The organism is Pantoea conspicua (genome assembly GCF_002095315.1).
In the GTDB taxonomy this organism is placed as follows: domain Bacteria; phylum Pseudomonadota; class Gammaproteobacteria; order Enterobacterales; family Enterobacteriaceae; genus Pantoea; species Pantoea conspicua.
The window spans coordinates 16,804-37,167 of record NZ_MLFN01000044.1 but is presented as its reverse complement, the minus strand read 5'-3'; the positions used below and the strand labels follow the sequence as shown (position 1 = coordinate 37,167).

Genomic DNA, 20,364 nt, shown 5'->3' with positions numbered 1-20,364 from the left:
GCCGCTGATACTTTCATCTTATTTGCGGAGGTACACATGATTGCATTCGGCGAGATGCCACCAGGTAAGGCAAACATGTGAAATCTGATCTCACGATAATGTTACCTGAGCGTTTCGCGTAGCAGGTTGAGCAGTTAATCTCTGGATATTCGTTACGATTGTCAGGTAATTTTCCTGTAATCACTTCATCGCAACGGAGTAACACATGATTTCTCAACAGAACTGGCAGGCACCGGCCATCAATCGCAAAAAAGTGGGCGACATGACTGTGACCATGCTGAGTGATGGTTATCTGGACGTATCCTTTGAACTGCTATCTGGTATTGATGGCTCTCGTGCTGAGGCACTCCTTCAGAAGCGTGGCGCACCGGTAGTGCCTCGTATCAATATCAACGTTTATGTAATCCAGACCCCTGACCGTACCATTCTGGTAGACAGTGGTGCTGGCGGTATTAATGGCTGGGGCGGTCGCCTTCAGGTTGCCCTGGCAGCTGCAGGCATTGACCCACTCGCTATCGATACCATTTTACTAACTCATGCACATCCGGATCATATCGGTGGTCTTGCGGGCCCTCTGCAGACACCGGTGTTCCGTAATGTCGGGCAGCTCTTCGTTCATGAAAAAGAACTCGCTTTCTGGCGCGACGAAACCATTTCAGCCGGCGCGCCTGATGCGTTTAAGCCCTTCTTTGAAGTGGCAAAAAATGCTTTTAATGCTTACGGCGATAAACTGGTTCCTTTTCGCGAAGAAGCCATTCTGCCGGGTATTCAGACCGTAGAGCTGTTCGGTCACACACCGGGCCACAGCGGATATTTGCTGGGCGATGAAAAAGAATCGTTGCTCATCTGGGGCGATATTGTGCATTTCCCTCACATCCAGGTTGCTCAGCCTGACGTTACCATTGCATTCGACAGCGATCCTACAGCCGCAGCTGCCGTCAGGGGCAAACTGCTTGACCGTGCGGCAAGTGATAACCTGGCCGTAAGCGGAATGCACTTTAACCTGCCAACTACAGGTAAAGTTGTCCGGGATGGCAGCAGCTATGCGCTGAATTATGATCTCTGGTCACCTGCTGTCTGAGCTTGCTCTTTTCCGGGTATAACAGCGTCGCCGGACTGGCCGTAATGGTTTTGTTTTTTATGACGTAAAGCAGTGATGCAACAAAAAACAGCTTCCTGGTTTTAACGTGTTGCCAATCTGAGCGCGGCTGAAGCCGTGCTTCTGTTCGGTGAAGTCATTATGCTTGATGTGATTACGGGCAAGATACAACCATTGCCGGACTGTATTTGACATCCGGGAACAGATAACCGCATCTGCCGCTGTATGCTTTTTCATATGGCGGTTTAAAATGGCGGAAAAGTGAAGACTTCCCGATGAATATGCAGACTATAAGATTTCCAGAGGCCCCTGTGGATGATCTCCTCGCTGAGCTTCTCAGCCTGGCACGATCTCATTTGCCCTTACCATGCGACTGCCTGCGTGCAGAACAGACGCATCAGGTAAAAAAATTTGAGGTTGAGGGGGCCACCCTTTCCTTTCCACTGGAGGGGCAATTCCGTTACCGGGACCAAAATGAATGGCGCAGCGTACTTCCAGGGGAAATACTGGTTATTCCCAACGCAAGGAGTATTGATATTGAATATGCTCCCTCTGATCAAAGCGGCGAATTTGTTGCGCTGAGCGTCGTTCTTAACGAAGAGCAGCTTGAAGCAGCAAGGCTGTTGCTGTCCGCTCCGCCCCCACAGGATACCGGCAATATTGCGGCCGTCTCAGTATCTTCACTGCTGTCACCACTTACAAGATGGACTAAGGCTATGCGCGAAGGAAAGCGCCCGCTTTCGCTACATGCAATGGTTGAGGTGGTGCTGTGGTTATATGGTATGGGGCACCATGCTTTATTACGAGCCAGACAACCCAGCCTGGCCATGAAAATCCGCCAGATGGTAGCGGAAAAGCCTGGCCATCCGTGGAATGCTGCAGAAATTGAAGAGCTGACGGGTCTCAGTGGCCCAACGCTTCGTCGACATCTTGCGAGCGAATCGACCAGTCTGCGTTCAGTGATTGCGGATGCACGTATTGCCGAAGCCCTGAAGCTTCTAATGACGTCGGAACTGCCTGTAAAAACTGTTGCTGCGCGCGTCGGTTACAGCTCCGTAGCAAGCTTTAGCAGACAGTTTAATGAGCGTTATGGAATAGAACCATCTGGTTTTCGCTGAGGGCTGATTCTGATAAACAGAACATCAGCGCCCTCATCTGTTTCTTTCAAGATTCTAATAAGCAACTCACCGCTGAAGGACCGGACGTTCCTGAAGAAGCCTGAAACAGAATCCCCCTCAGCGCTGAGCAGATTTTACTTACTGCAATTTACGATCATCGTCTTCGCTCATGCTGTGGGCTGTAAAACCTGTGGCGATTCATAAACTGAAAGCCGGCAGAATAATATTTGCCTCAGAGAACCCTCACTCCGCAGGAGGGGCCTGATGCTGTGGTTGAAGCAGAGGAGTGACCGTTTCTTTCGACTTATTCCTGAGGTAGAAATCAACCTTGCAGTACAAAGTCTGACAAAAAAAGCCAACGCATGAAGGCGTTGGCTTTAATCTGATTTCTTGTCACGACCTGATTATCCGGTGTTTTTGAATGACCAGTTAGTCAATGGTGACGATAACCTTGCCAAACTGAGCGTTGGACTCAAGATATTTGGTCGCTTCAACAATTTCTTCAAACTTAAAGGTCTTTGCAATTTTGGCTTTAAATTTTCCGGCGGCCATTCCTTCAGTAATGAATTTTTTTGCTCGTGCAAGTTTTTCATCATCTGCAGTGACTTCAATGAATTCATAACCCCGAATGGTGGTGTGGTTGCCCAGCACGTGCATTACCGGAATAGGAGTGGCATCGTGACTCAGTGCTCCATAGATAAAGACAATTGCGTCTTTGCAGGTTGCTTTGATTATGTTTTCAAAATCCGGACCCGTTACCGGGTCGAATACAACGCGGGCTCCCTTACCATTGGTCAGGGCCAGGATCTCTTTTTCAATATCATGCACACCTACCTGCAGAATATGTTTAGCACCTGCATTCTGCAGTTCCTGAATTTTCTCATCTTTACGGGTAATGGTGATAGGTGTTGCACCAACGCTGTAAGCGATCTCCATAGCGGCCAGGCCAACGCTGCTCGATGCCGCACCCAGTACCACAAAGTCACCCGCGCTGACTTTAGCAATATCGATTAACGCGCCCCAGGCTGTTGTGTAAGGCATCCAGGTTGCAGCTGCAGTTTCCCATGTCACGCCCTGCGGATTTTTTACAACGGCGCGGGCAGGTGCGACAACCAAATCACCATACAATCCGTATTCATCAAACATAAAGGCCGGGATTACGCTGACAGCGTCACCCACATTCAGATCTTTGACATCAGCGCCAACGGCATCAATGAAACCGGATGCTTCATATCCGAGAGTAGCGGGAAATACTGGTTCAATAACATAGCGCCCGCTACGGTACATACTTTCTGCACGATTAAGACCCAGTGCGTGTACGCGGATGCGGACTTGACCGGCTTTAGGTTCTGGTGTCTGAACTTCTTCGATTTTGAGAACTTCCGGGCCACCGGTTTCGTGGAAACGTACGTGTCTTGCCATGGTCATACTCTCCTGAGTTTGATTTTAATGAGACGTATTTGAATATTACTCACTCTTCTAAAAGCTTCACGTGAGGAACTTCATCTGCCTTTTATCTTAACCGTGGCATAAAAAAACATAAGAGCCAGTTTTCATAAAACATTATTACTCTTAATGAAACAATCGCTACCTTAATGAATAGATCATTAAAATAAAAAACGGGTACCTGGGGTATTTAGAGAGGTTTTTTTCATAAAAAAACTCTGCCCGTCGGATGGAGTCAGAGGCTAAAATTAAAACCAAAATAATGATAAGGCGTCACAAAGGAAACGGGCTGGGTACAGTATATTTAAAGTACAGGGTGATAGGTTTCTATGAGTTGGTTGGGCAGGGAATGACCAGAGATAACCAACCGGCTTTTCAGCCGGAATCTCAGAAAACTATCTTTCACTGATAAGGTTCATGCACTGATAAGATTCATGGCATCCAGCCGGGCCCTCATTTTTTCACTCCAGTGGCAGAGTCTGCCACGTTCGCGCAATTCCGTGAGTGTCATCCCAAAGGCTGACACTGCACGCGCCAGGGTCTGCTGGCTTGTGTAACCGAAAGCATATCCGATGTCCATTAGCCGTAATCGCGTAGTCATAATGGTTTCGGTTGCTCTGTTCAGCCTGCGGATCCGGACATATTTTGACAGCGAACGTCCGGTTATTTTTGAAGCGTCGCTGAAAATGCCTGCGGGTGTGTAGTAGCACACTGAATCTGGCCACCTGAACAGAGGTAATATGCTTACCTCAGAACAACACCGGTGCTCCAATGAGAAGAAGAAATTTCAGTCCTGAATTCAAACGTGAATCCGCTCAGCTGGTTGTCGACCAGGATTACACTGTCTCTGACGCGGCTAAGGCATGACATACTTTGACCTGAACCTTAGTCAAAAACTTGGTCAGACGTTTCCGCTCGCGGTCCATTTTTGAGGCCTTACTTCCTTCTTTTCCTTGTCGGGTGATATGACTGAGAAGGCCGGAGTGGAAAACAACCCGGCCTCTTTTTTCACTGAAGGGCAGCATCTTTATCAGGTTTTGTTGCTTCGCCCAACGACAGAACCTCACGATTAAGGCCAGACGGTTGTTCACAGTGCGAGGATCAAGCGCAAGTTCGCCAACTGACCAATCTCTGTATCTCGAAAGAACGCTGAGGCCATGAGCGGGAGTTTCATCGGCTAAAAGTCCGTGCACGGCGGTTCACTTCACCACGGCTACCGGTAAATCGCTCAGCCGGGTGGTGTAGGCCGGCGACAGCATATCGCGCTTCATCGCCCACTCTTTATGGATGCCCTGACCGGCAAACCAGAGTTTGCCTCTGCCGCTCTGGTTGATGCTATCGACCAGCTGCATCAGTACCTCGCTGTCAGGCCGCGGCGAGACCTCATCAAACAGATTAAGCTGCGCAATGCCCTGACTGAAAAAGTCCCCCAGCAGGATACCGGCTTTCATGTAGCGGTGGCCCTCTATCCAGATATTATCCAGGCACGCCATCGCAACGCGGATAATGTCACGCGTATCCTGGGTGGGGGTCAGCAGCTGACCGGTGGACTGATTGCCATAAAAGGTTTCACCGATCGCGTGCGGGCTGGTGCGGACAAACACGCCGACCTGCCGGCAATACTGCTTCTCCTTGCGCAGTTTTTCGGCTGCCCGTTCCGCATAGGCGCAGATGGCCTGGCGCATCTGTGAATAGTCTGAGATACGGCTGCCAAACGATCGCGAGCACATGATTTGCTGTTTGACCGGGGCAAACTCCTCCATCTCCAGACAGGGCTCACCGCGTAGCTCCCTGACCGTACGCTCCAGCACCACATTAAAATGTTTGCGGATGGTCCAGGTGCTCTGGGCAGCTAAATCCTGCGCCGTCTCGATCCCCATCGCATTCAGCCGTTTAGCGATACGGCCTCCCACGCCCCAGACATCCGCCACATCCGTCAGCGCCAGCAGTTTTTTCTGCCGCTCGCGGTTCGACAGGTCGACAATGCCGCCGGTTTTGCTCCATTTCTTGGCGGCAAAATTAGCCAGCTTAGCCAGCGTCTTGGTGGGTGCAATGCCAACGCCGACGGTCAGGTGGGTCTCTTTCAGCACCCGCTGCTGCACCTGATGGGCAAAGGTCTCCAGCACCATGCAGTTGCGTACGCCGGTCAGATCCATAAACGCTTCGTCGATCGAGTAAATCTCAACCGAAGGCGCCATCTCTTCCAGTATGGTCATCACCCGATGGCTCATATCGGCGTAGAGCGCATAGTTCGAGCTGAAAACCTGTACCGCATGGCGCGTCAGTTCCTCTCGCATTTTAAAATAGGGCGCGCCCATTTTGATGCCCGCCCTTTTCGCCCCGGCGCTGCGTGCAATAACACAACCGTCGTTATTCGACAGCACCACCACCGGCTTGCCACGCAGATCGGGCCTGAACACCGTCTCGCACGAAGCATAAAAACTGTTCACATCGACCAGCGCGAACATAATTAGTGGGTCGATTTAATAACAAACGTCACTACGCCAAACACCTCAAGCGCATCTTCGGTTTTGATGGCGATCGGCTTAAATTGGGTATTCATGGGCATCAGTTGCAGGCAGGGATGAAGCTGGAGGCGTTTAACCGTGAATTCACCGTCGACGGCAGCCACCACAATATCGCCATGCGCGGCGGTTAGCGAACTGTCAACCACCAGCATGTCACCGTCGTTAATCCCTGCGTCAATCATCGATTCGCCGCTGACCCGGACAAAATAGGTGGCGCTTGGCCGCTGAACCATCAGCGCGTTCAAATCAATTCTTTGTTCGACATAATCCTGCGCCGGTGACGGGAAGCCGCAGGGAACGCGTTCGATGTATAACGGTAATGGCATAACGGCGCGGAGGTCCGCAGGTTTGATGAATTCCACAATTTCACTCCCTTTCCAGATAACTGTATATAAACACAGTAATATCGAAGTCCCCTTTTAATCAAGCGTAACGGAAAAGATTTAAGCGAAGGGGTTGAAGACAATGCACTTTTTTTTGTGGCTTATTTTTTATTCTGCCGTAATATTCAGCAAAAAGTGGTCACTATCACCGCACGTCCTGTCTGGCGTGGGTTTTACATTATTCTTCACGGCTAATGATTGATGCTGACTTAAGGAAAATCCGACAAAGTTTCTCTGCGGCCGCCGCTGTTTGAATATCAGACGTGGCATGGTTATTCTGCGGTTTTAATCATGGAGGTGTTATGTCAGACGACAATCGCATCACGCATCTTGAAAATGAAGTCCGTCAGTTGAAAGTTGAGACCACCGTATTAAAAGCGATCCTGGGTCAGCAAATCGCGCTAAATAATCTCAATTACAAGGGTAAATTTGATGATGTGCTGGCGGCGCTGGCGAAAGAATATGCCGATCGTGGGCTGGATGAAGGGGATAATCGGGCGATCCATGACACCCTGCGTCAGTACATTAAATATGAGCCGCCATCCATAGAATAAGCCCATACCCGGCAGCGATGACGTTGCCGGGTCTCCCCTGCGCTCAAACTCGCCAGTCAGCGGCCATAACGTGACAGCGCGTTGACAGCCGGCTTACACCTCGCTATCGCTCTCCAGCGCATCCTGAATCGCATCGGCCAGATTAGCAATTTCATTGGCGACCGCCTGCAGGTCCCATGCCGTTTTTGAACCGGTCGCCGAGGTTGATGCGCTGACCGACTCTTTTGCTACTGCCAGCGCAGCAGCCACTGCCACTGTGCGCTTATGTTGTTCTTGTGTGATGCCCGCAGGCGGAAGTGCAAAGTAGTCATTAACCATGATCATCTCCTTCTGATTAAGTAAGCGCTCAACCTTAGCCTTCTGAGTAACAGGTGTGAAGTGAATTATGCTGACTCAGAGGTCGGGCGACCAGGATTGCAACGATGGTGAACGCTGACACTATCAGGAAAGCCGCTTTTCATAGGTCAAACCTGTACAGCTTTTTGTGAAAAAGGCGGCCTGGGTACAGACTTCAGCAAAAAAATCTTGTCAAAAATATTGATAAAAAAAATAAATAAATAGCGGATTATAAATTTAAGCGACTGTAAGTTAAAAAAATTAATGGCATATTTAGTTTAAATTCCATGAACATGCATTTTAAATACAGCACCGACCAGTTAATTTTTTGCGAATTTCGTTGTACAACTTTGTCATTCTTGTATAGCTTTACGCCGTGATGTTAAGTCACTTGTAACGAAAGGTGCATTGCACCGCATCTGAAGGTGTCGTGGATTTCCACCTTCAGATGCTCTTTTTTTGCGTCGTCCGTTAACCGGACCTGACCTGGCGCACTGACCCCCTTTTGATGAGGCCTGATATGCAAACGACAATCAATACAGAGTCTCAGATTTCTGAATACTTCATGAACTCTGGCACTCCGGTCACCAGCGAGAAAGAAGTGATTGCAGCTGTCCATGCTGAACTCGCGCAATATAAAACCCACGTTTCCGATAAAGACATTGTACTGGGCCTGATTCACCGCCTGGAAAGTGAGCGTGACGTGGTGAAACAGGATATTTATCGGCAGGCACTGGAACATGTTCTGCAGAGCGCGGCGTCAACCAGTAACAGCTAAACATCCTGTGTCTGTTGTGAGGGAACACTGATTAGCACGGATGCTTTTCCTTCCCAGAATTTGCCCCGCTTGCGGGGCTTTTTTACGCCCGTTTATCGAGCGATAAGCGCCCTGCTCGCCGGTTAATTTCCCCTCAGTAACGGACCGGCAGTTTATCCACTTTTACTGCTTTTTTGCCGCTTATCGCCCCTTACTCCCCGGCTAATTGTTCTCGTTACGCTTTCTTTTTTCGCTATCCCTGTCCAGGCTTTTTCCTGCATCGAGTGTAAACACTGACGAGGAAAATAATCATGTTTCATCATTCATCAAAACTCCAGTTCCCGGTTCGCGTCGAGAAACCAGATCCAGAATTTGCCATGCTGTTACAGCAAGCCATCGGTGGCGTAGAAGGTGAAATTCGTGTGGCGATGCAATACTTCTTCCAGGCGATGGGCGCGCGTGGCGATGCCCGGATTCGGGATCTGCTGATCTCTACCGCGACTGAAGAACTCAGCCATATCGAAATGCTGGGTTACGCGGTGGCACTTAACCTTGAGGGCGCACCACTCTCTTACCAGGAAGCTTCAGCCAAAGACCCGGTGGTCAATGCGATTCTGGGCGGCATGAACCCGCGCCATATCCTCTCTTCTGGCCTGTCGGCTATGCCAGTGAATGCGAACGGTGTCCCCTTCGATATGAGTCATATCTACGCTTCCGGCAACGTGGCGGCCGACATGCTGGCCAACGTGACCGCGGAAGCCACCGGCCGTGTGCTGGCGACCCGCCTGTACAATATGACGGAAGACAAAGGGATGAAGGATTTTCTGTCGTTCCTGATTGCGCGCGACACCATGCACCAGCAGCAGTGGCTGGCGGTGATCGAAGAGATGGGCGGCCTGAATGCCTCGCTGCCAATTCCGAACAGCTTCCCGCAGGATAAGGAGGCGCAGGAGCACTCTTACTACTGCCTGAACACTTCACTGGATAAACCGCTGCCGGAAGGCCGCTGGAGCAGCGGCCCGGCCTACGACGGTCACGGCCAGTTCAGCGCCAAACAGCAACCGGAGATCCTCGGTGATGAGCCGCTGCTGGGTAACGCCCGTCCGGGCTCGGGTGCGCAGCAGGAGCAGATTAACGACATCGCGTCACCGAAGCCTTAACTGACGCAGGCGTGCCAGTCAGGGCCATACCTCAGGGTGTGGTCCTGACTGGTTGTTTTACGCTAACAGATTTTTATGGAGGAATAATCATGTCATCGACTCAACGCCCGCAACCCCCTTTTGCCGAACAGCAACAGACCCCGCCTGGTAAAACCGCGGCCATGCAGCCACAGCCCGATCATGGCGAGCAGAGTTATCAGGGTTCAGGCCGCCTGGCGGGTAAAAAAGCCATTATTACCGGCGGCGATTCCGGCATTGGCCGGGCTGTCGCCATTGCGTTTGCCCGCGAAGGGGCCGATGTCCTGATCTCTTATCTTGATGAACATGAAGATGCTCAGGATACCGCCCGGCTGGTAGAAGAAGCGGGCCAGAAAGCGGTTCTGGTGGCAGGCGACATTACCGAAGCTGCACACTGTTCCGCCCTCGTTGATAAAGCGGTAGAGGCGTTCGGCGAGATCAATATTCTGGTGAATAATGCGGCTTTTCAGATGACGCGCGAATCGCTGGACGAAATCAGCGATGACGAGTTTGATCGGACGATGAAAACCAATCTTTACGCCCTGTTTCGCATCACCAAAGCAGCAGTACCGCATATGCCGCCAGGCGGCTCGATCATTAATACTGCCTCGGTCAACGCCGATCAGCCGAAACCGAAACTGCTGCCCTACTCGGCGACCAAAGCAGCCATCGTTAACTTGTCCGGTAGCCTGGCCGCAATGCTGGCTGAAAAAGGCATCCGCGCCAACGCGGTGGCACCCGGTCCGATCTGGACTCCGCTGATCCCGTCGACCATGCCGGTTGAGCAGGTGAAAAATTTCGGCAGTGAAGTGCCCTTGCAGCGCGCCGGGCAGCCTGCCGAGCTGGCACCGACCTATGTGATGCTGGCCAGCGATGAAGCCAGCTATATTTCGGGCGCCACCATTGCCGTGACCGGCGGTGTCGCGATTATCTGATGTCGCTTCCCCTTACTGCCCGTGCGGTAAGGGGAAACTTAGCGGCTGCTGTTACGCTATCCGCTGCTGCTGTTTCCCCCACTGATAGAGCTGTTCCCGCGCCAGATTCTTCATTTTTACCTCGCACATGATATCGAACGCCTGAAACGACAGCGCCCAGTCATTGAGCGTGTCATTGAAGTAGTAATCGGAGTGCGCCCGCAGCTTGCTTTTCGACACGCCCAGCTGTTGCTGATCCGGCCAGCCCTGTTGCGGAATAATGCCTTCCTGTGAAATTGAGTAGTGCAGCACCGGTCGTACGCCGCGCCATGAGGCGATCACCGGCGCGATTCGCGCATCGTCAGGCTGTATAAACTCGCTCTCTTTCACCCAGTGATGGTGAATATCCAGCACCACCGGACAGAGCGCCGCGGCCTGCAGGACATCATCCAGCGAACAGGAGATCTCGTCGTTTTCCACCGTCAGCATCAGGCGCGCTTCCGGACTCAGCTGACCGAACGATCGTTTAAAACCGTCGAACCCCGCCTTACCGTTCATATGGATGTTGATCTTAAAATCCTGAAAAGATTTGCCATAGCCCATCAGACAGGCACAGAGCGCGTGATACTCCACATCCTGCAGCGCGCGGGTCACCACATCAGGATTATCTGACGCCAGTACCGTGTATTGTCCAGGATGAAAGGAGAGCCGGATCTGATGCGCGCGCGCCAGTTCACCGCAGCGGGCGAACAGCGGATAGAGCTCGGGTAAAAATGCCTCAAACAGCGGCGTCGCCTCCGGCACGGTGTAGAGCGGCAGCAGATCGCTGCCGATGCGCATCATCCTTAACGGTTCCGGTAAGGTTGCCAGCTGCTCCAGCGTCAGGTAAAGCTGGTTGAGATTGGTAACGGAGATCTCATAAATCAGTTGATTACGTTGTTCGTGCGGTAAACTCAGAAACCGTTTACGCGTGGTGGCGCGGAACGGGAAAAACTGTATTCCATCGCTGTTGAGATACTTACATGCAAAGCCTAATTTCATGTCTGCTCCTGATTTATGCTTATCAGAAGTGTAACAGGCCTCAGGGACTCAGCCAGTCAGGCCGGGCTTTCTGACATTTACCGGATAAAAGGAGAATTGCTATGCAGGGTGCTGATATCCAGCGTATCGCTATTGAGACCGCCGATCGGCTGCCTGCCGCCGGGTGCAGTTACCCATTTGGGCCGGAACATCAGGTGTATAAAGTGTGCGGTAAGGTGTTTTTACTGCTGACCACGCTGCGGGGTGTGCCGATCATTACCCTGAAATGCCAGCCGCAGCAGGCGGAACTGCACCGCGCCATCTATCCCACCATTACCGCTGGTTACCATATGAATAAGCGGCACTGGATCACCGTCTACCCTGGCGACGCGCTGTCAGCGGGCCTGATTCAGCAGCTGACTGAAGAGTCTTATCAGCAGGTGGTGAAAGGAATACCCGCCTCGCGCCGGCCGGTCTGGGTTGGCTGAACCCTCCCTTATTTAGCTGTATAATCAAAGAATTAGATGAGCGGAATCGGCGACCATTCTGCCCTTTTGCTGGCATAATCCAGCCGGCAAACTAAACTTAACCCTGTGACTAGCTAGTCCTTCTTATCTACGGAACCTGATACGAGGCCTTTCTATGACACAACAGAAATACCGGGGTGGTGCAGGCAACTTTGCCAATGACCCGGACCGTGCCAGTGAAGCTGGAAGTGCCGGTGGCAAAGCCAGCGGAGGCAATTTCAAGAACGATCCTGAAAGAGCCAGGGAAGCTGGCCGGAAAGGCGGTAAAGTCAGCCGGCGCACCTCGAAGTAGATCTGAGTGAAGCGCTTTAGGATTTTGTACGCCAGGGAGTGGCGACCTGTCCCGCATAAAAAACCCGCCGTTACGGGCGCGGGTCTGTCAGAGAATGAAGCGAGGTATCAGTGATGCAGCATCTCATCCACTACCTGCGCATTGGTCATCTGATACGGATAGTAGGTCGGCCAGTTATCCATCTCCTCGAGTAAAGCCTGCTGCGAACGGTTACCCATAAAAATGTGGAAATGCGCTGACTTGCGCGGTGCAATCGTATGATCGCTGAACTGTACATATTTCGGCGCTTTACTGTCAGCATCGGGGCATTCAAACAGGTAACGCACCCCTTTCTTCCCGGACGCATAGGTCAGGATCTTGTGACCGGCATAACGATAGTGGCAGGCACTGACCTGCTCGCCGATGTGAAATTCCATCACGCCATTTTCGATGCCAATGGTGTCGACATCAGTGGCGTAGCCTTTACGGTAATAGGCTTTGTATTGCGCGGCGGTTTTGCTGCTATCCTGCTGCGCCTTCTTCTGCCATACCGGATCCAGTTCGCCGCTTTCCAGCAGCGGATAGACCGACTGCCACAGGCCATCCCAGTCAGTCAATGGACGATCTTTGACATCCGCATCCGCGAACACCCCTTCCGCCGCTTTCTGCTCCATAGCGGATAACGGTTTACCGTGCGAATGTCCGCCGTGCGCTGCCACCTGCTGACTGATGAATAGCGCGCCCAGCGCCATCGCCCACTTACCTGTATGATTTGCCAATGTCGCGATCCTCAATAGAAGTTACAAAATGAAATGTTATGATATAACATTTCTAACTTCAATCACGAATTGCACCCTGACGGCAATTAAACCGACGCGCAGGCCGGGTCATCATTACAGAATAATGCCAGCTTATTCCCCGCCGGATCGCGCAGATAAGCCACGTAAAAATTCGGGTTATAGCGTTCCCGAATACCGGGCGCGCCTTCATCTGTGCCCCCGGCCCGCAAGCCAGCGGCATAAAGCTCGTCAACCCTTTGACGTGTCGGCGCCCGGAAGCCCGCCATATTGCCATTACCCGGCTGTGCGGCTTCGCCATTCCACGGCTTTGCAATATAGACGGCACCCGGTCCATTTTGCCGATCGGGCACCTCCGGCAGCGAAAAGATCAGCTGTTCGCCATCAGGCTCAGCGAGATAACCCAGCGGCAGCAGCACTGCCCGATAAAAGTGACCAGAGAGCGCTACATCATTCGCACCAATAAACAGATAACTCAGCATACCCGCCTCCAGATAATGAATGTTGTTCCGTAATAAGCGAAACGCCAGCATACCCTGCCGGCTGAATGTTCTATTTTAGTCGGTTAAAAATAAGCACGGCGATTGCACTTAAAGTGACGCCTTAACCCCAGCATTGGTCAGGTTGTTCTATATTTAGTGTCGTCGAAAGTAAAATAACCGCTGGAGCATGGATTAATGTCGAAAGAAACAGAGAAGAAAGAACTGAGCCACCGCGCCCCCACCACCGGCCCGGAATCGTCAGAACCGGGTCTGGGTTCGCTGGCACCGCAGGATGGTTCACATCAGCCACCAGCCGAACCGACCCCGCCAGGCAAACAACCTACCGCACCCGGCAGCCTGAAAGCCCCTCAGACCCACAATGCCAAACTCGACCAGCTCAACGCCAGCCGTAAAAACGGCACCAATAGCCCGCTTACCACTAACCAGGGCACCCGCATCGCCAACGATCAGAATTCGCTGCGGGCCGGTTCGCGTGGGCCGACGCTGCTGGAAGACTTTATTATGCGTGAGAAGATCACGCACTTTGACCATGAACGTATTCCGGAGCGCATCGTGCATGCGCGCGGCTCAGCGGCGCACGGCTATTTCCAGCCTTACCGCTCATTAAAAGATCTGACTAAGGCGCAGTTCCTCAGCGATCCGAATCAGGTTACGCCGGTTTTTGTGCGTTTCTCCACGGTACAGGGCGGTGCCGGTTCCGCCGATACGGTGCGTGATATTCGCGGCTTCGCCACCAAGTTTTATACCGAAGAAGGTGTCTTTGACCTGGTCGGCAATAACACCCCGGTGTTCTTTATCCAGGATGCACATAAATTCCCTGACTTCGTGCATGCGGTAAAACCCGAGCCGCACAACGAAATCCCACAGGGCCAGAGTGCCCATGACACCTTCTGGGATTACGTCTCGCTGCAGCCGGAAACCATGCACAACGTCATCTGGGCGATGTCTGACCGCGGCATTCCGCGCAGCTATCGCACCATGGAAGGCTTTGGTATCCACACCTTCCGCCTGATTAATGCTGCAGGCAAAGCGACCTTTGTCCGCTTCCACTGGAAGCCGGTGGCAGGCAAAGCCTCGCTGCTGTGGGATGAGTCGCAGAAACTGACCGGCCGCGATCCCGATTTCCATCGTCGCGATCTGTGGGAAGCGATTGAAGCAGGTGATTTCCCGGAATATGAACTGGGCCTGCAGCTGATCCCGGAAGAAGATGAGTTTAAATTCGATTTCGATATTCTGGACGCCACCAAACTGATCCCGGAAGAGCTGGTACCGGTTGAGATCGTCGGTAAGATGGTGCTTAACCGCAACCCGGATAACTTCTTCGCCGAGACCGAACAGGTGGCATTCCACCCAGGCCATATCGTACCAGGCCTCGATTTCTCCAACGATCCGCTGCTGCAGGGCCGTCTGTTCTCCTATACCGATACCCAGATCAGCCGCCTCGGTGGACCGAACTTCCACGAGATCCCGATCAACCGTCCAACCTGTCCGTACCATAACTTCCAGCGTCAGGGGATGCACCGTCAGGATATTGACACCAACCCGGCCAACTACGAGCCGAACTCGATCAACGATAACTGGCCACGTGAAACCCCGCCAGCAGCCGAAGGTGGCGGTTTTGAAAGCTACCAGGAGCGCGTTGAGGGCCACAAAGTGCGCGAGCGCAGCCCATCATTCGGTGAGTATTATGCTCAGCCGCGCCTGTTCTGGATGAGCCAGACGCCGGTCGAACAGCAGCATATTATCGGCGCTTACTCGTTTGAGCTGAGTAAAGTGGCGCGGGCCTATATCCGTGAGCGGGTAGTTGATCATCTGGCGCGCATCGATCTCGGCCTGGCAAAAGGCGTGGCGGATAATCTCGGTATCGCCCTGACCGCCGATCAGCTGAATATCCAGCCACCAAAAGCGGTCAACGGCCTGACCAAAGATGACAGCCTGAGCCTCTACGCCATCCCGGATGGCGAGATCAAAGGCCGTCAGGTGGCGTTACTGATCAGTGATGGCGTAAAAGCGGCGGATGTGCTGTCAATTATGCAGGAACTGAAAGCGGTGGGTGTGCATACCAAACTGCTGGCCGCGCACATGGGCCAGGTTCGCGCCGATGATGGTTCGGTGCTGCCGATTGATGCGACCTTCGCCGGTCTGCCGTCACTGACCTTTGACGCCGTTATCGTGCCGGATGGCAACATCGACGCCCTGCTGTTAAGCGGTGATGCCCGTTACTTCCTGCTGGAAGCCTACAAGCATCTGAAAGTAATTGGTCTGTCAGGCGACGCCCGTCGCTTCAAGGCGCAGTTCGGTCTGGAGGAAGCGGAGCAAGAAGAAGGCATTGTGCAGGCTGATAAAGCAGAAGGTGCCCTGATGGCGGACTTTATCCAGGCGATGAAGGCACACCGCGTCTGGTCACGCAGCCAGAAAGCGCTGTCGGTCCCGGCCTGACGATCACGACGCGCTATTGCGCGTTATATCCTCAGTAAAAACCGCCCTTCGGGGCGGTTTTTTTTGATCAGGATCCGGTCGTCAGACAACGCGGTGTCGAAAACATGCACGGATTATTGGGTCTTTTTGACCCGGTTTTCGCCGAACAGTAAGGTGACGATGCCAAATATCCCGCCGGTCAGGAAACCATATTCAAGATCGGCGGCATCCTTACGGATATCCTGCAACCTGATCAGCGCCCGCTCCGCATCTGGCGCGTTAATTTCCTCAAACTGTTTCTGGTAGCCGTCAGCCTTAAGCCGTTCGGCTGCCGCGGTGTCCTTCCGGTCGGCAGCCACCAGCTGACGGCCTTTTTTGAAAAAAGAAAAAATCGGGCATGATGAGTTCCTTTGCAGTCACGATTTGAAATTTCAACATAACCGGAATCGGATGCTGCGCCCAGTGAAATTGCAGAATGCACTAAACCGGGCAGGCAAGAAAAACGGACCTTTGCGCCAGCGGCATTGACTCGGGATTCACGAACAAGAGTTCGCGGATACTGCTACAGATACCGGCGGTTAAGCAGATGAAACTCGCATTCAGATAAACCTTTTGCAGCCGTGACCCCAGTCTATCCGGATGCACGAGATGAATCTGCTCAGGCAGCCATTCAATATCCTTCTGAATGACCTTACTGAACAACTGCATGCTACGAGCTGAGTTCAGCCAGCGTGCAATATGATTTTTCCGGCCCTGCAGAGTTGTGAAGAGCGCATGTTTTTTATGAGGCCTGACAGAGGCCCGCAGGCTGTAATAAAAGCAACGCATAATTCTGACAGTATGAATGTCCATACGCTCTCATTCCGTTTAAAGGGTTAAAGCCTGTCCGCGCTGCCGCACATGCGGATTTTATCCCGGACAACCTCTTTCATGGCTTTTTTGCCGGGCTCCATATACTCACGCGGGTCATTTGAGCCCGGATTTTCATGGAAGAAGGCTTTGACCGCGTCAGAGAAGGCAATTTTCAGCTCGGTTGCCACGTTCACCTTACAGATTCCGAGCTCAATGGCGCGGCGCAGCATCGCTTCCGGAATGCCAGACGCACCGTGCAGCACCAGGGGAATATCAACGTTGTCGCGGATCAGCGCGAGACGCTCAAAATCGAGCCTGGGTTCGCCCTGATACATACCGTGCGCTGAGCCGATGGCCACGGCCAGTGAATCAATTCCCGTGCGCAGGATAAACTCGCCCGCCTTATCCGGATCGGTAAAGAAACTCTCTTTTTCATCCACGACGATGTCATCTTCCTGACCGCCCAGACGCCCGAGCTCCGCCTCAACGCTGGCATCGTAGCGATGGCACAGGCGGACCGCCTGCCCGACTCTCTCAATATTCTGCTCAAACGGAAAACGTGACGCATCGATCATCACGGAGCGTACGCCCGCCTTCACTTTGGTTTCTATGTCCGCAAGATCTTCATGATGGTCAAGATGCAATGCTATCGGTAAATCGTATTTCCGTGCTGCCTGTTCGCAGATGGCGACCAGGTAACCCGGACTGGCGTATTTATAAGTCCCGGTGGTGCCGGCCATAATAACCGGAGAGTGCATTTCTGCTGCCGTTTCGGCAATCACCTGCACCGTTTCCAGGTTGTGTACATTAAATGCAGGAACGGCGTAACCTTCCTGCTGTGCCTTGATAAGCATGGCGCGGTTAGAAACAAGATACATTATGACTGTCCTTCTTTTTCACCTGAAAAGTCGAGCATGATTTTTCCGCTCATGGGTTTGCCGTTGAGCTCGCTGACGGCTGTCGCATACATGTCTGCGTCTCCCTGAACGGCAATCAGTGCTGACAGGTCTATCTGGCCCGCTTCAAAAAGGTGCGTGGCCTGCTCCCACTCCACACCCGGCCACGCGCCGGAGTAATTCATCCAGCTGCCCAGCACCTTCAGCTCCTTACGCAGGATCTGACCAAAGGTGGCGCTGCTCAGGTTGAGGTCACAATGCAGGGTGCCAATCAGCCCCACCTGTGCGTGCGGGCCGGCAATCTGAAAACTGAGCTCTACGGTCTGCGGTGCCCCAGCTGTTTCCAGAATGAGCTGATCGAAACGACGACTGTACATCGCGCTGCGAATATCTTCCGCCGTCATTTCTGCGCTGTTAAACGCATAATCAGCGCCCAGGCGACGGGAAAGCGCCAGTCTTTCCGGGTTGATATCAATCGCGGTAACGGAGCGGGCGCCGAGTGCTTTTGCACACTGCATAGCCAGCAGACCAATCGTACCGGCACCGACAATAATGACTTCCTTGTCGCGACAGCCGCCAGCCAGTTCGATGGTATGCAGGCTTACGGTCATGGGCTCAAAAAAGGCCCCTTCCACCGGTGAGGTACCCGCCGGCAGGCGGAACAGGTTCTGGCGCGGCACGGTGATAAATTCACGGTTGCCACCGTTGCTGCGCGAACCGATAAAGCTGTAGTGACGGCACTGGGACCAGAGCTGCCGGCTGCATTCTTCGCAATCAAAGCAGGGCTGCAGCGGCACGCAGGCTACGAGGTCGCCGGGCTCAGGATCCAAGACGTTGTCGCCGGTTTCGGCGACGCGGCCGCAAAATTCATGCCCCAGCGTAATGGGGTAAAAATGTGCGCCTTCGTGAAAAATACGCGGAATATCAGAACCGCAGAGTCCGGAGCAGATGACCTGCACCAGCACGTCATCCCCGGCTTCAATCTGAGGCAGCGGTGTGTCTTCGACCGTAACGCTGCCTCCGGCATGGATCACAACAGATTTCATTGGAATAATCTCCGGGAAGACGAGGGTCTCCCCCGTCAGTTATTTAGATAAGGAACCGCCAGCGGAAAGGGTCGCGGCTTCCTGCTGTTCGGCTTTCACAGCCGCGCGCGCGCGGCGCCACGTCAGTAAGACGCCAGTCAGGTAGACCACGCCTATCGCAGCCAGCGCGGTCGCGTTCTGCCAGGTCAGGAACTGAATGAGAAGATAGGTAATCGGGGAGCCGCCCTGGTCCATAGACGCGACCTGACTGCCTGCTTTCAGCGCGCCGGCGTTAGCGGCAAGCTGGGTATGCAGGCCGACGGTCTGGGTCGCTATCCAGAGCGTCATGCTCATAATGATGATGCCGGAAATCAGGGTGCGGAAAAGATTGCCCTGATGTACCGCCACGGCCATGGCGACGAAGAAGCCAATTGTCGCGAGGTCGCCGAATGGCAGCACGCGGTTACCCGGAACCAGTACAGCAATCAGGATCGTCAGCGGGATAAAAATCAGACTGGCTGATACCACGGAGGTGTGACCCAGCAGCAGCGCGGGATCGAGACCAATCAGGAAGTCCTGACCACCGAATTTAGCCTGCAGACGCTTACGAGCCTGCTTAGCAATCGGATTCAGTCCGTCCATGATGGGTTTAATTACGCGTGGCATTAATAGCATAACGGCCGCCGTTTTCACGGCGAGCTGCAGCACGCCCTTCACATCATAGCCCGCCAGTAAGCCGATGATGATACCCATGATAAAGCCCACCGTAACCGGCTCACCGAATGCGCCAAAGCGCTTCTGCACGTCGTCCGCGCTGAAGTGAATGCGCTTCAGGCCCGGCACTTTATCGATGATAAAATCAACCAGTACGGCTACCGGCCCCATATAAGCGGAGGTTCCGTGCGGCACCGCGATGCCGTCCAGGTCGAAGTAGTTTCGGGTGTCACGCGCAAACCAGTCGCCCAGCTTGTAGACGAAAGCCGCATGCAACACGACGCCCAGAATACCCAGCCAGTAAGAGCCGGTAGCCAGGTGCATCATTGCGCCGGTAAATGTCATGTGCCAGATATTCCAGATATCCACGTTCACCACGCGCGTCATGCGGGTGACCAGCATCAGGATATTGACGGCAATCGCGACAGGAATAGCAACCAGCGCAATCTGGGATGCCCACGTCATCGGCGACGAGCCTGGCCAGCCCACGTCCACGACGTCCAGGCCTATCTCAAAGTTTGCCGCCATGGCTTTTGCTGCCGGCCCGATGGAGTCCAGCATCAGCCCGATCACAAGACCGATACCGACAAAGCCGATGCCGATAAACAGCCCGGATTTAAAGGCGTCGCCTGGCTTCATGCCCAGGCAGACGGAGAAAATAATGATCACGATCGGTAGCATAACCGTCGGGCCAAGATCGAGGATGTAACGCATGATTTCAGTAAACATAGGCTTACCCCTGCAACGCTGTCAGGATCTTTTCACGCAGAGCATCAATGCCCACCCCGGAAATGAACGGCATGCCGTGCACGACAGGGATGTCACCAAACTTGCGGTCCACGCGGGCCGTCGTACAGATAAGGTCCGTTCCGTCCATGTACGTTTCAATTTCGTTAACGCGGCACTGCACGATCTCGACCGTGATGCCGTTTTCCTCACAGAGCGCTTTGATTTCTTCGGCGGCCATGGTTGAAGTGGCAACGGCACCGCCGCAGGCTACGATGACTTTACGTTTCATTATTTTCTCC

General features: G+C 53.2%; 22 protein-coding genes and 1 pseudogene. 10 read left to right on the top strand and 13 right to left on the bottom strand.

Annotation, left to right across the window (positions count from 1 at the left end; translation table 11 throughout):
* Window positions 1-205: 205 nt before the first annotated feature.
* Both HA41_RS14615 and HA41_RS14610 read left to right on the top strand, forming a co-directional pair.
* Complete coding sequence (locus HA41_RS14615) at window positions 206-1,081, top strand: MBL fold metallo-hydrolase (protein WP_094121384.1); 876 nt, start codon at window positions 206-208, stop codon at window positions 1,079-1,081.
* A gap of 329 nt (window positions 1,082-1,410) precedes the next feature.
* A complete protein-coding gene (locus HA41_RS14610; RefSeq protein ID WP_244175129.1) occupies window positions 1,411-2,217 on the top strand; it encodes a helix-turn-helix transcriptional regulator in 807 nt (268 codons plus the stop codon).
* Between the two features lie 429 nt (window positions 2,218-2,646).
* Here the strand turns inward: HA41_RS14610 and HA41_RS14605 are convergent, their stop codons facing one another.
* The gene (locus HA41_RS14605; RefSeq protein ID WP_094121388.1) at window positions 2,647-3,639 is read right to left on the bottom strand and encodes a zinc-dependent alcohol dehydrogenase family protein; all 993 of its coding nucleotides are present in this window, start codon (window positions 3,637-3,639) and stop codon (window positions 2,647-2,649) included.
* Between the two features lie 795 nt (window positions 3,640-4,434).
* Between HA41_RS14605 and HA41_RS21790 the strand changes: the two are divergent.
* Window positions 4,435-4,527, top strand: a pseudogene (locus HA41_RS21790) (transposase); the annotation flags it as partial.
* Between the two features lie 335 nt (window positions 4,528-4,862).
* Here HA41_RS21790 and umuC read toward each other — a convergent pair.
* Together umuC and umuD are read right to left on the bottom strand one after the other, a co-directional pair.
* Window positions 4,863-6,131 (bottom strand): translesion error-prone DNA polymerase V subunit UmuC, encoded by a 1,269-nt coding sequence (gene umuC / locus HA41_RS14595; protein WP_094121383.1) that lies wholly within the window; start codon window positions 6,129-6,131, stop codon window positions 4,863-4,865.
* A gap of 2 nt (window positions 6,132-6,133) precedes the next feature.
* Entirely contained in the window at window positions 6,134-6,553 is a 420-nt protein-coding gene (gene umuD, locus HA41_RS14590) for a translesion error-prone DNA polymerase V autoproteolytic subunit (RefSeq protein WP_094121382.1), read from the bottom strand.
* Window positions 6,554-6,876: 323 nt separating this feature from the next.
* Here umuD and HA41_RS14585 point away from each other — a divergent pair, with 323 nt between their 5' ends.
* On the top strand, window positions 6,877-7,128 hold the full coding sequence (locus HA41_RS14585; RefSeq protein WP_094121381.1) for a hypothetical protein: 252 nt from the start codon (window positions 6,877-6,879) through the stop codon (window positions 7,126-7,128).
* Window positions 7,129-7,221: 93 nt separating this feature from the next.
* Here HA41_RS14585 and HA41_RS14580 read toward each other — a convergent pair whose 3' ends face one another.
* Window positions 7,222-7,446, bottom strand: a complete 225-nt coding sequence (locus HA41_RS14580) for a hypothetical protein (RefSeq protein ID WP_094121380.1) — start codon at window positions 7,444-7,446, stop codon at window positions 7,222-7,224.
* Between the two features lie 538 nt (window positions 7,447-7,984).
* Here HA41_RS14580 and HA41_RS14575 point away from each other — a divergent pair.
* The 3 genes from HA41_RS14575 to HA41_RS14565 all read left to right on the top strand — a co-directional run bounded on the left by HA41_RS14575 (window position 7,985) and on the right by HA41_RS14565 (window position 10,334).
* On the top strand, window positions 7,985-8,242 hold the full coding sequence (locus HA41_RS14575; protein WP_094121379.1) for a biofilm development regulator YmgB/AriR family protein: 258 nt from the start codon (window positions 7,985-7,987) through the stop codon (window positions 8,240-8,242).
* A gap of 290 nt (window positions 8,243-8,532) precedes the next feature.
* Window positions 8,533-9,381 carry a manganese catalase family protein gene (locus tag HA41_RS14570; RefSeq protein ID WP_094121378.1) on the top strand — a complete coding sequence of 283 codons (849 nt, stop codon included), beginning with the start codon at window positions 8,533-8,535 and terminating at the stop codon, window positions 9,379-9,381.
* Between the two features lie 89 nt (window positions 9,382-9,470).
* Window positions 9,471-10,334, top strand: coding sequence for a glucose 1-dehydrogenase (locus tag HA41_RS14565; RefSeq protein ID WP_094121377.1), 864 nt, complete (start codon window positions 9,471-9,473; stop codon window positions 10,332-10,334).
* 51 nt (window positions 10,335-10,385) lie between these two features.
* On the opposite strand, the gene HA41_RS14560 is transcribed toward HA41_RS14565, so the two are convergent.
* Window positions 10,386-11,354 carry an apurinic/apyrimidinic endonuclease family protein gene (locus HA41_RS14560; RefSeq protein ID WP_094121376.1) on the bottom strand — a complete coding sequence of 323 codons (969 nt, stop codon included), beginning with the start codon at window positions 11,352-11,354 and terminating at the stop codon, window positions 10,386-10,388.
* 101 nt (window positions 11,355-11,455) lie between these two features.
* Between HA41_RS14560 and HA41_RS14555 the strand changes: the two genes are divergently transcribed.
* Both HA41_RS14555 and HA41_RS14550 read left to right on the top strand, forming a co-directional pair.
* A complete protein-coding gene (locus HA41_RS14555) occupies window positions 11,456-11,821 on the top strand; it encodes an MmcQ/YjbR family DNA-binding protein (RefSeq protein ID WP_094121375.1) in 366 nt (121 codons plus the stop codon).
* A gap of 154 nt (window positions 11,822-11,975) precedes the next feature.
* A complete protein-coding gene (locus HA41_RS14550; RefSeq protein WP_031377378.1) occupies window positions 11,976-12,152 on the top strand; it encodes a con-10 family general stress protein in 177 nt (58 codons plus the stop codon).
* A gap of 107 nt (window positions 12,153-12,259) precedes the next feature.
* On the opposite strand, the gene zinT is transcribed toward HA41_RS14550, so the two are convergent.
* Window positions 12,260-12,910, bottom strand: coding sequence for a metal-binding protein ZinT (zinT, locus tag HA41_RS14545; protein WP_094121374.1), 651 nt, complete (start codon window positions 12,908-12,910; stop codon window positions 12,260-12,262).
* A gap of 86 nt (window positions 12,911-12,996) precedes the next feature.
* A complete protein-coding gene (locus tag HA41_RS14540; RefSeq protein ID WP_094121387.1) occupies window positions 12,997-13,410 on the bottom strand; it encodes a VOC family protein in 414 nt (137 codons plus the stop codon).
* Between the two features lie 195 nt (window positions 13,411-13,605).
* Here HA41_RS14540 and katE point away from each other — a divergent pair, with 195 nt between their 5' ends.
* Window positions 13,606-15,870 (top strand): catalase HPII, encoded by a 2,265-nt coding sequence (gene katE / locus HA41_RS14535; protein ID WP_094121373.1) that lies wholly within the window; start codon window positions 13,606-13,608, stop codon window positions 15,868-15,870.
* 113 nt (window positions 15,871-15,983) lie between these two features.
* Here katE and HA41_RS14530 read toward each other — a convergent pair whose 3' ends face one another.
* From HA41_RS14530 to gatB, 6 genes are all read right to left on the bottom strand, one after another.
* Entirely contained in the window at window positions 15,984-16,208 is a 225-nt protein-coding gene (locus HA41_RS14530) for a hypothetical protein (protein WP_244175128.1), read from the bottom strand.
* 121 nt (window positions 16,209-16,329) lie between these two features.
* Window positions 16,330-16,701 carry a hypothetical protein gene (locus HA41_RS14525; RefSeq protein WP_094121371.1) on the bottom strand — a complete coding sequence of 124 codons (372 nt, stop codon included), beginning with the start codon at window positions 16,699-16,701 and terminating at the stop codon, window positions 16,330-16,332.
* Window positions 16,702-16,724: 23 nt separating this feature from the next.
* Window positions 16,725-17,579: a tagatose bisphosphate family class II aldolase gene (locus HA41_RS14520; protein WP_094121370.1), complete on the bottom strand. Its 855-nt coding sequence runs from the start codon at window positions 17,577-17,579 to the stop codon at window positions 16,725-16,727.
* Window positions 17,579-18,643: a zinc-binding dehydrogenase gene (locus HA41_RS14515; protein WP_094121369.1), complete on the bottom strand. Its 1,065-nt coding sequence runs from the start codon at window positions 18,641-18,643 to the stop codon at window positions 17,579-17,581. The genes HA41_RS14520 and HA41_RS14515 overlap by 1 nt, the downstream gene beginning before the upstream one ends.
* Before the next feature lie 39 nt (window positions 18,644-18,682).
* Window positions 18,683-20,065 carry a PTS galactitol transporter subunit IIC gene (locus HA41_RS14510; protein WP_094121368.1) on the bottom strand — a complete coding sequence of 461 codons (1,383 nt, stop codon included), beginning with the start codon at window positions 20,063-20,065 and terminating at the stop codon, window positions 18,683-18,685.
* A 4-nt stretch (window positions 20,066-20,069) separates the two neighbouring features.
* Window positions 20,070-20,354, bottom strand: coding sequence for a PTS galactitol transporter subunit IIB (gene gatB, locus HA41_RS14505; RefSeq protein ID WP_094121367.1), 285 nt, complete (start codon window positions 20,352-20,354; stop codon window positions 20,070-20,072).
* Window positions 20,355-20,364 lie beyond the last annotated feature (10 nt).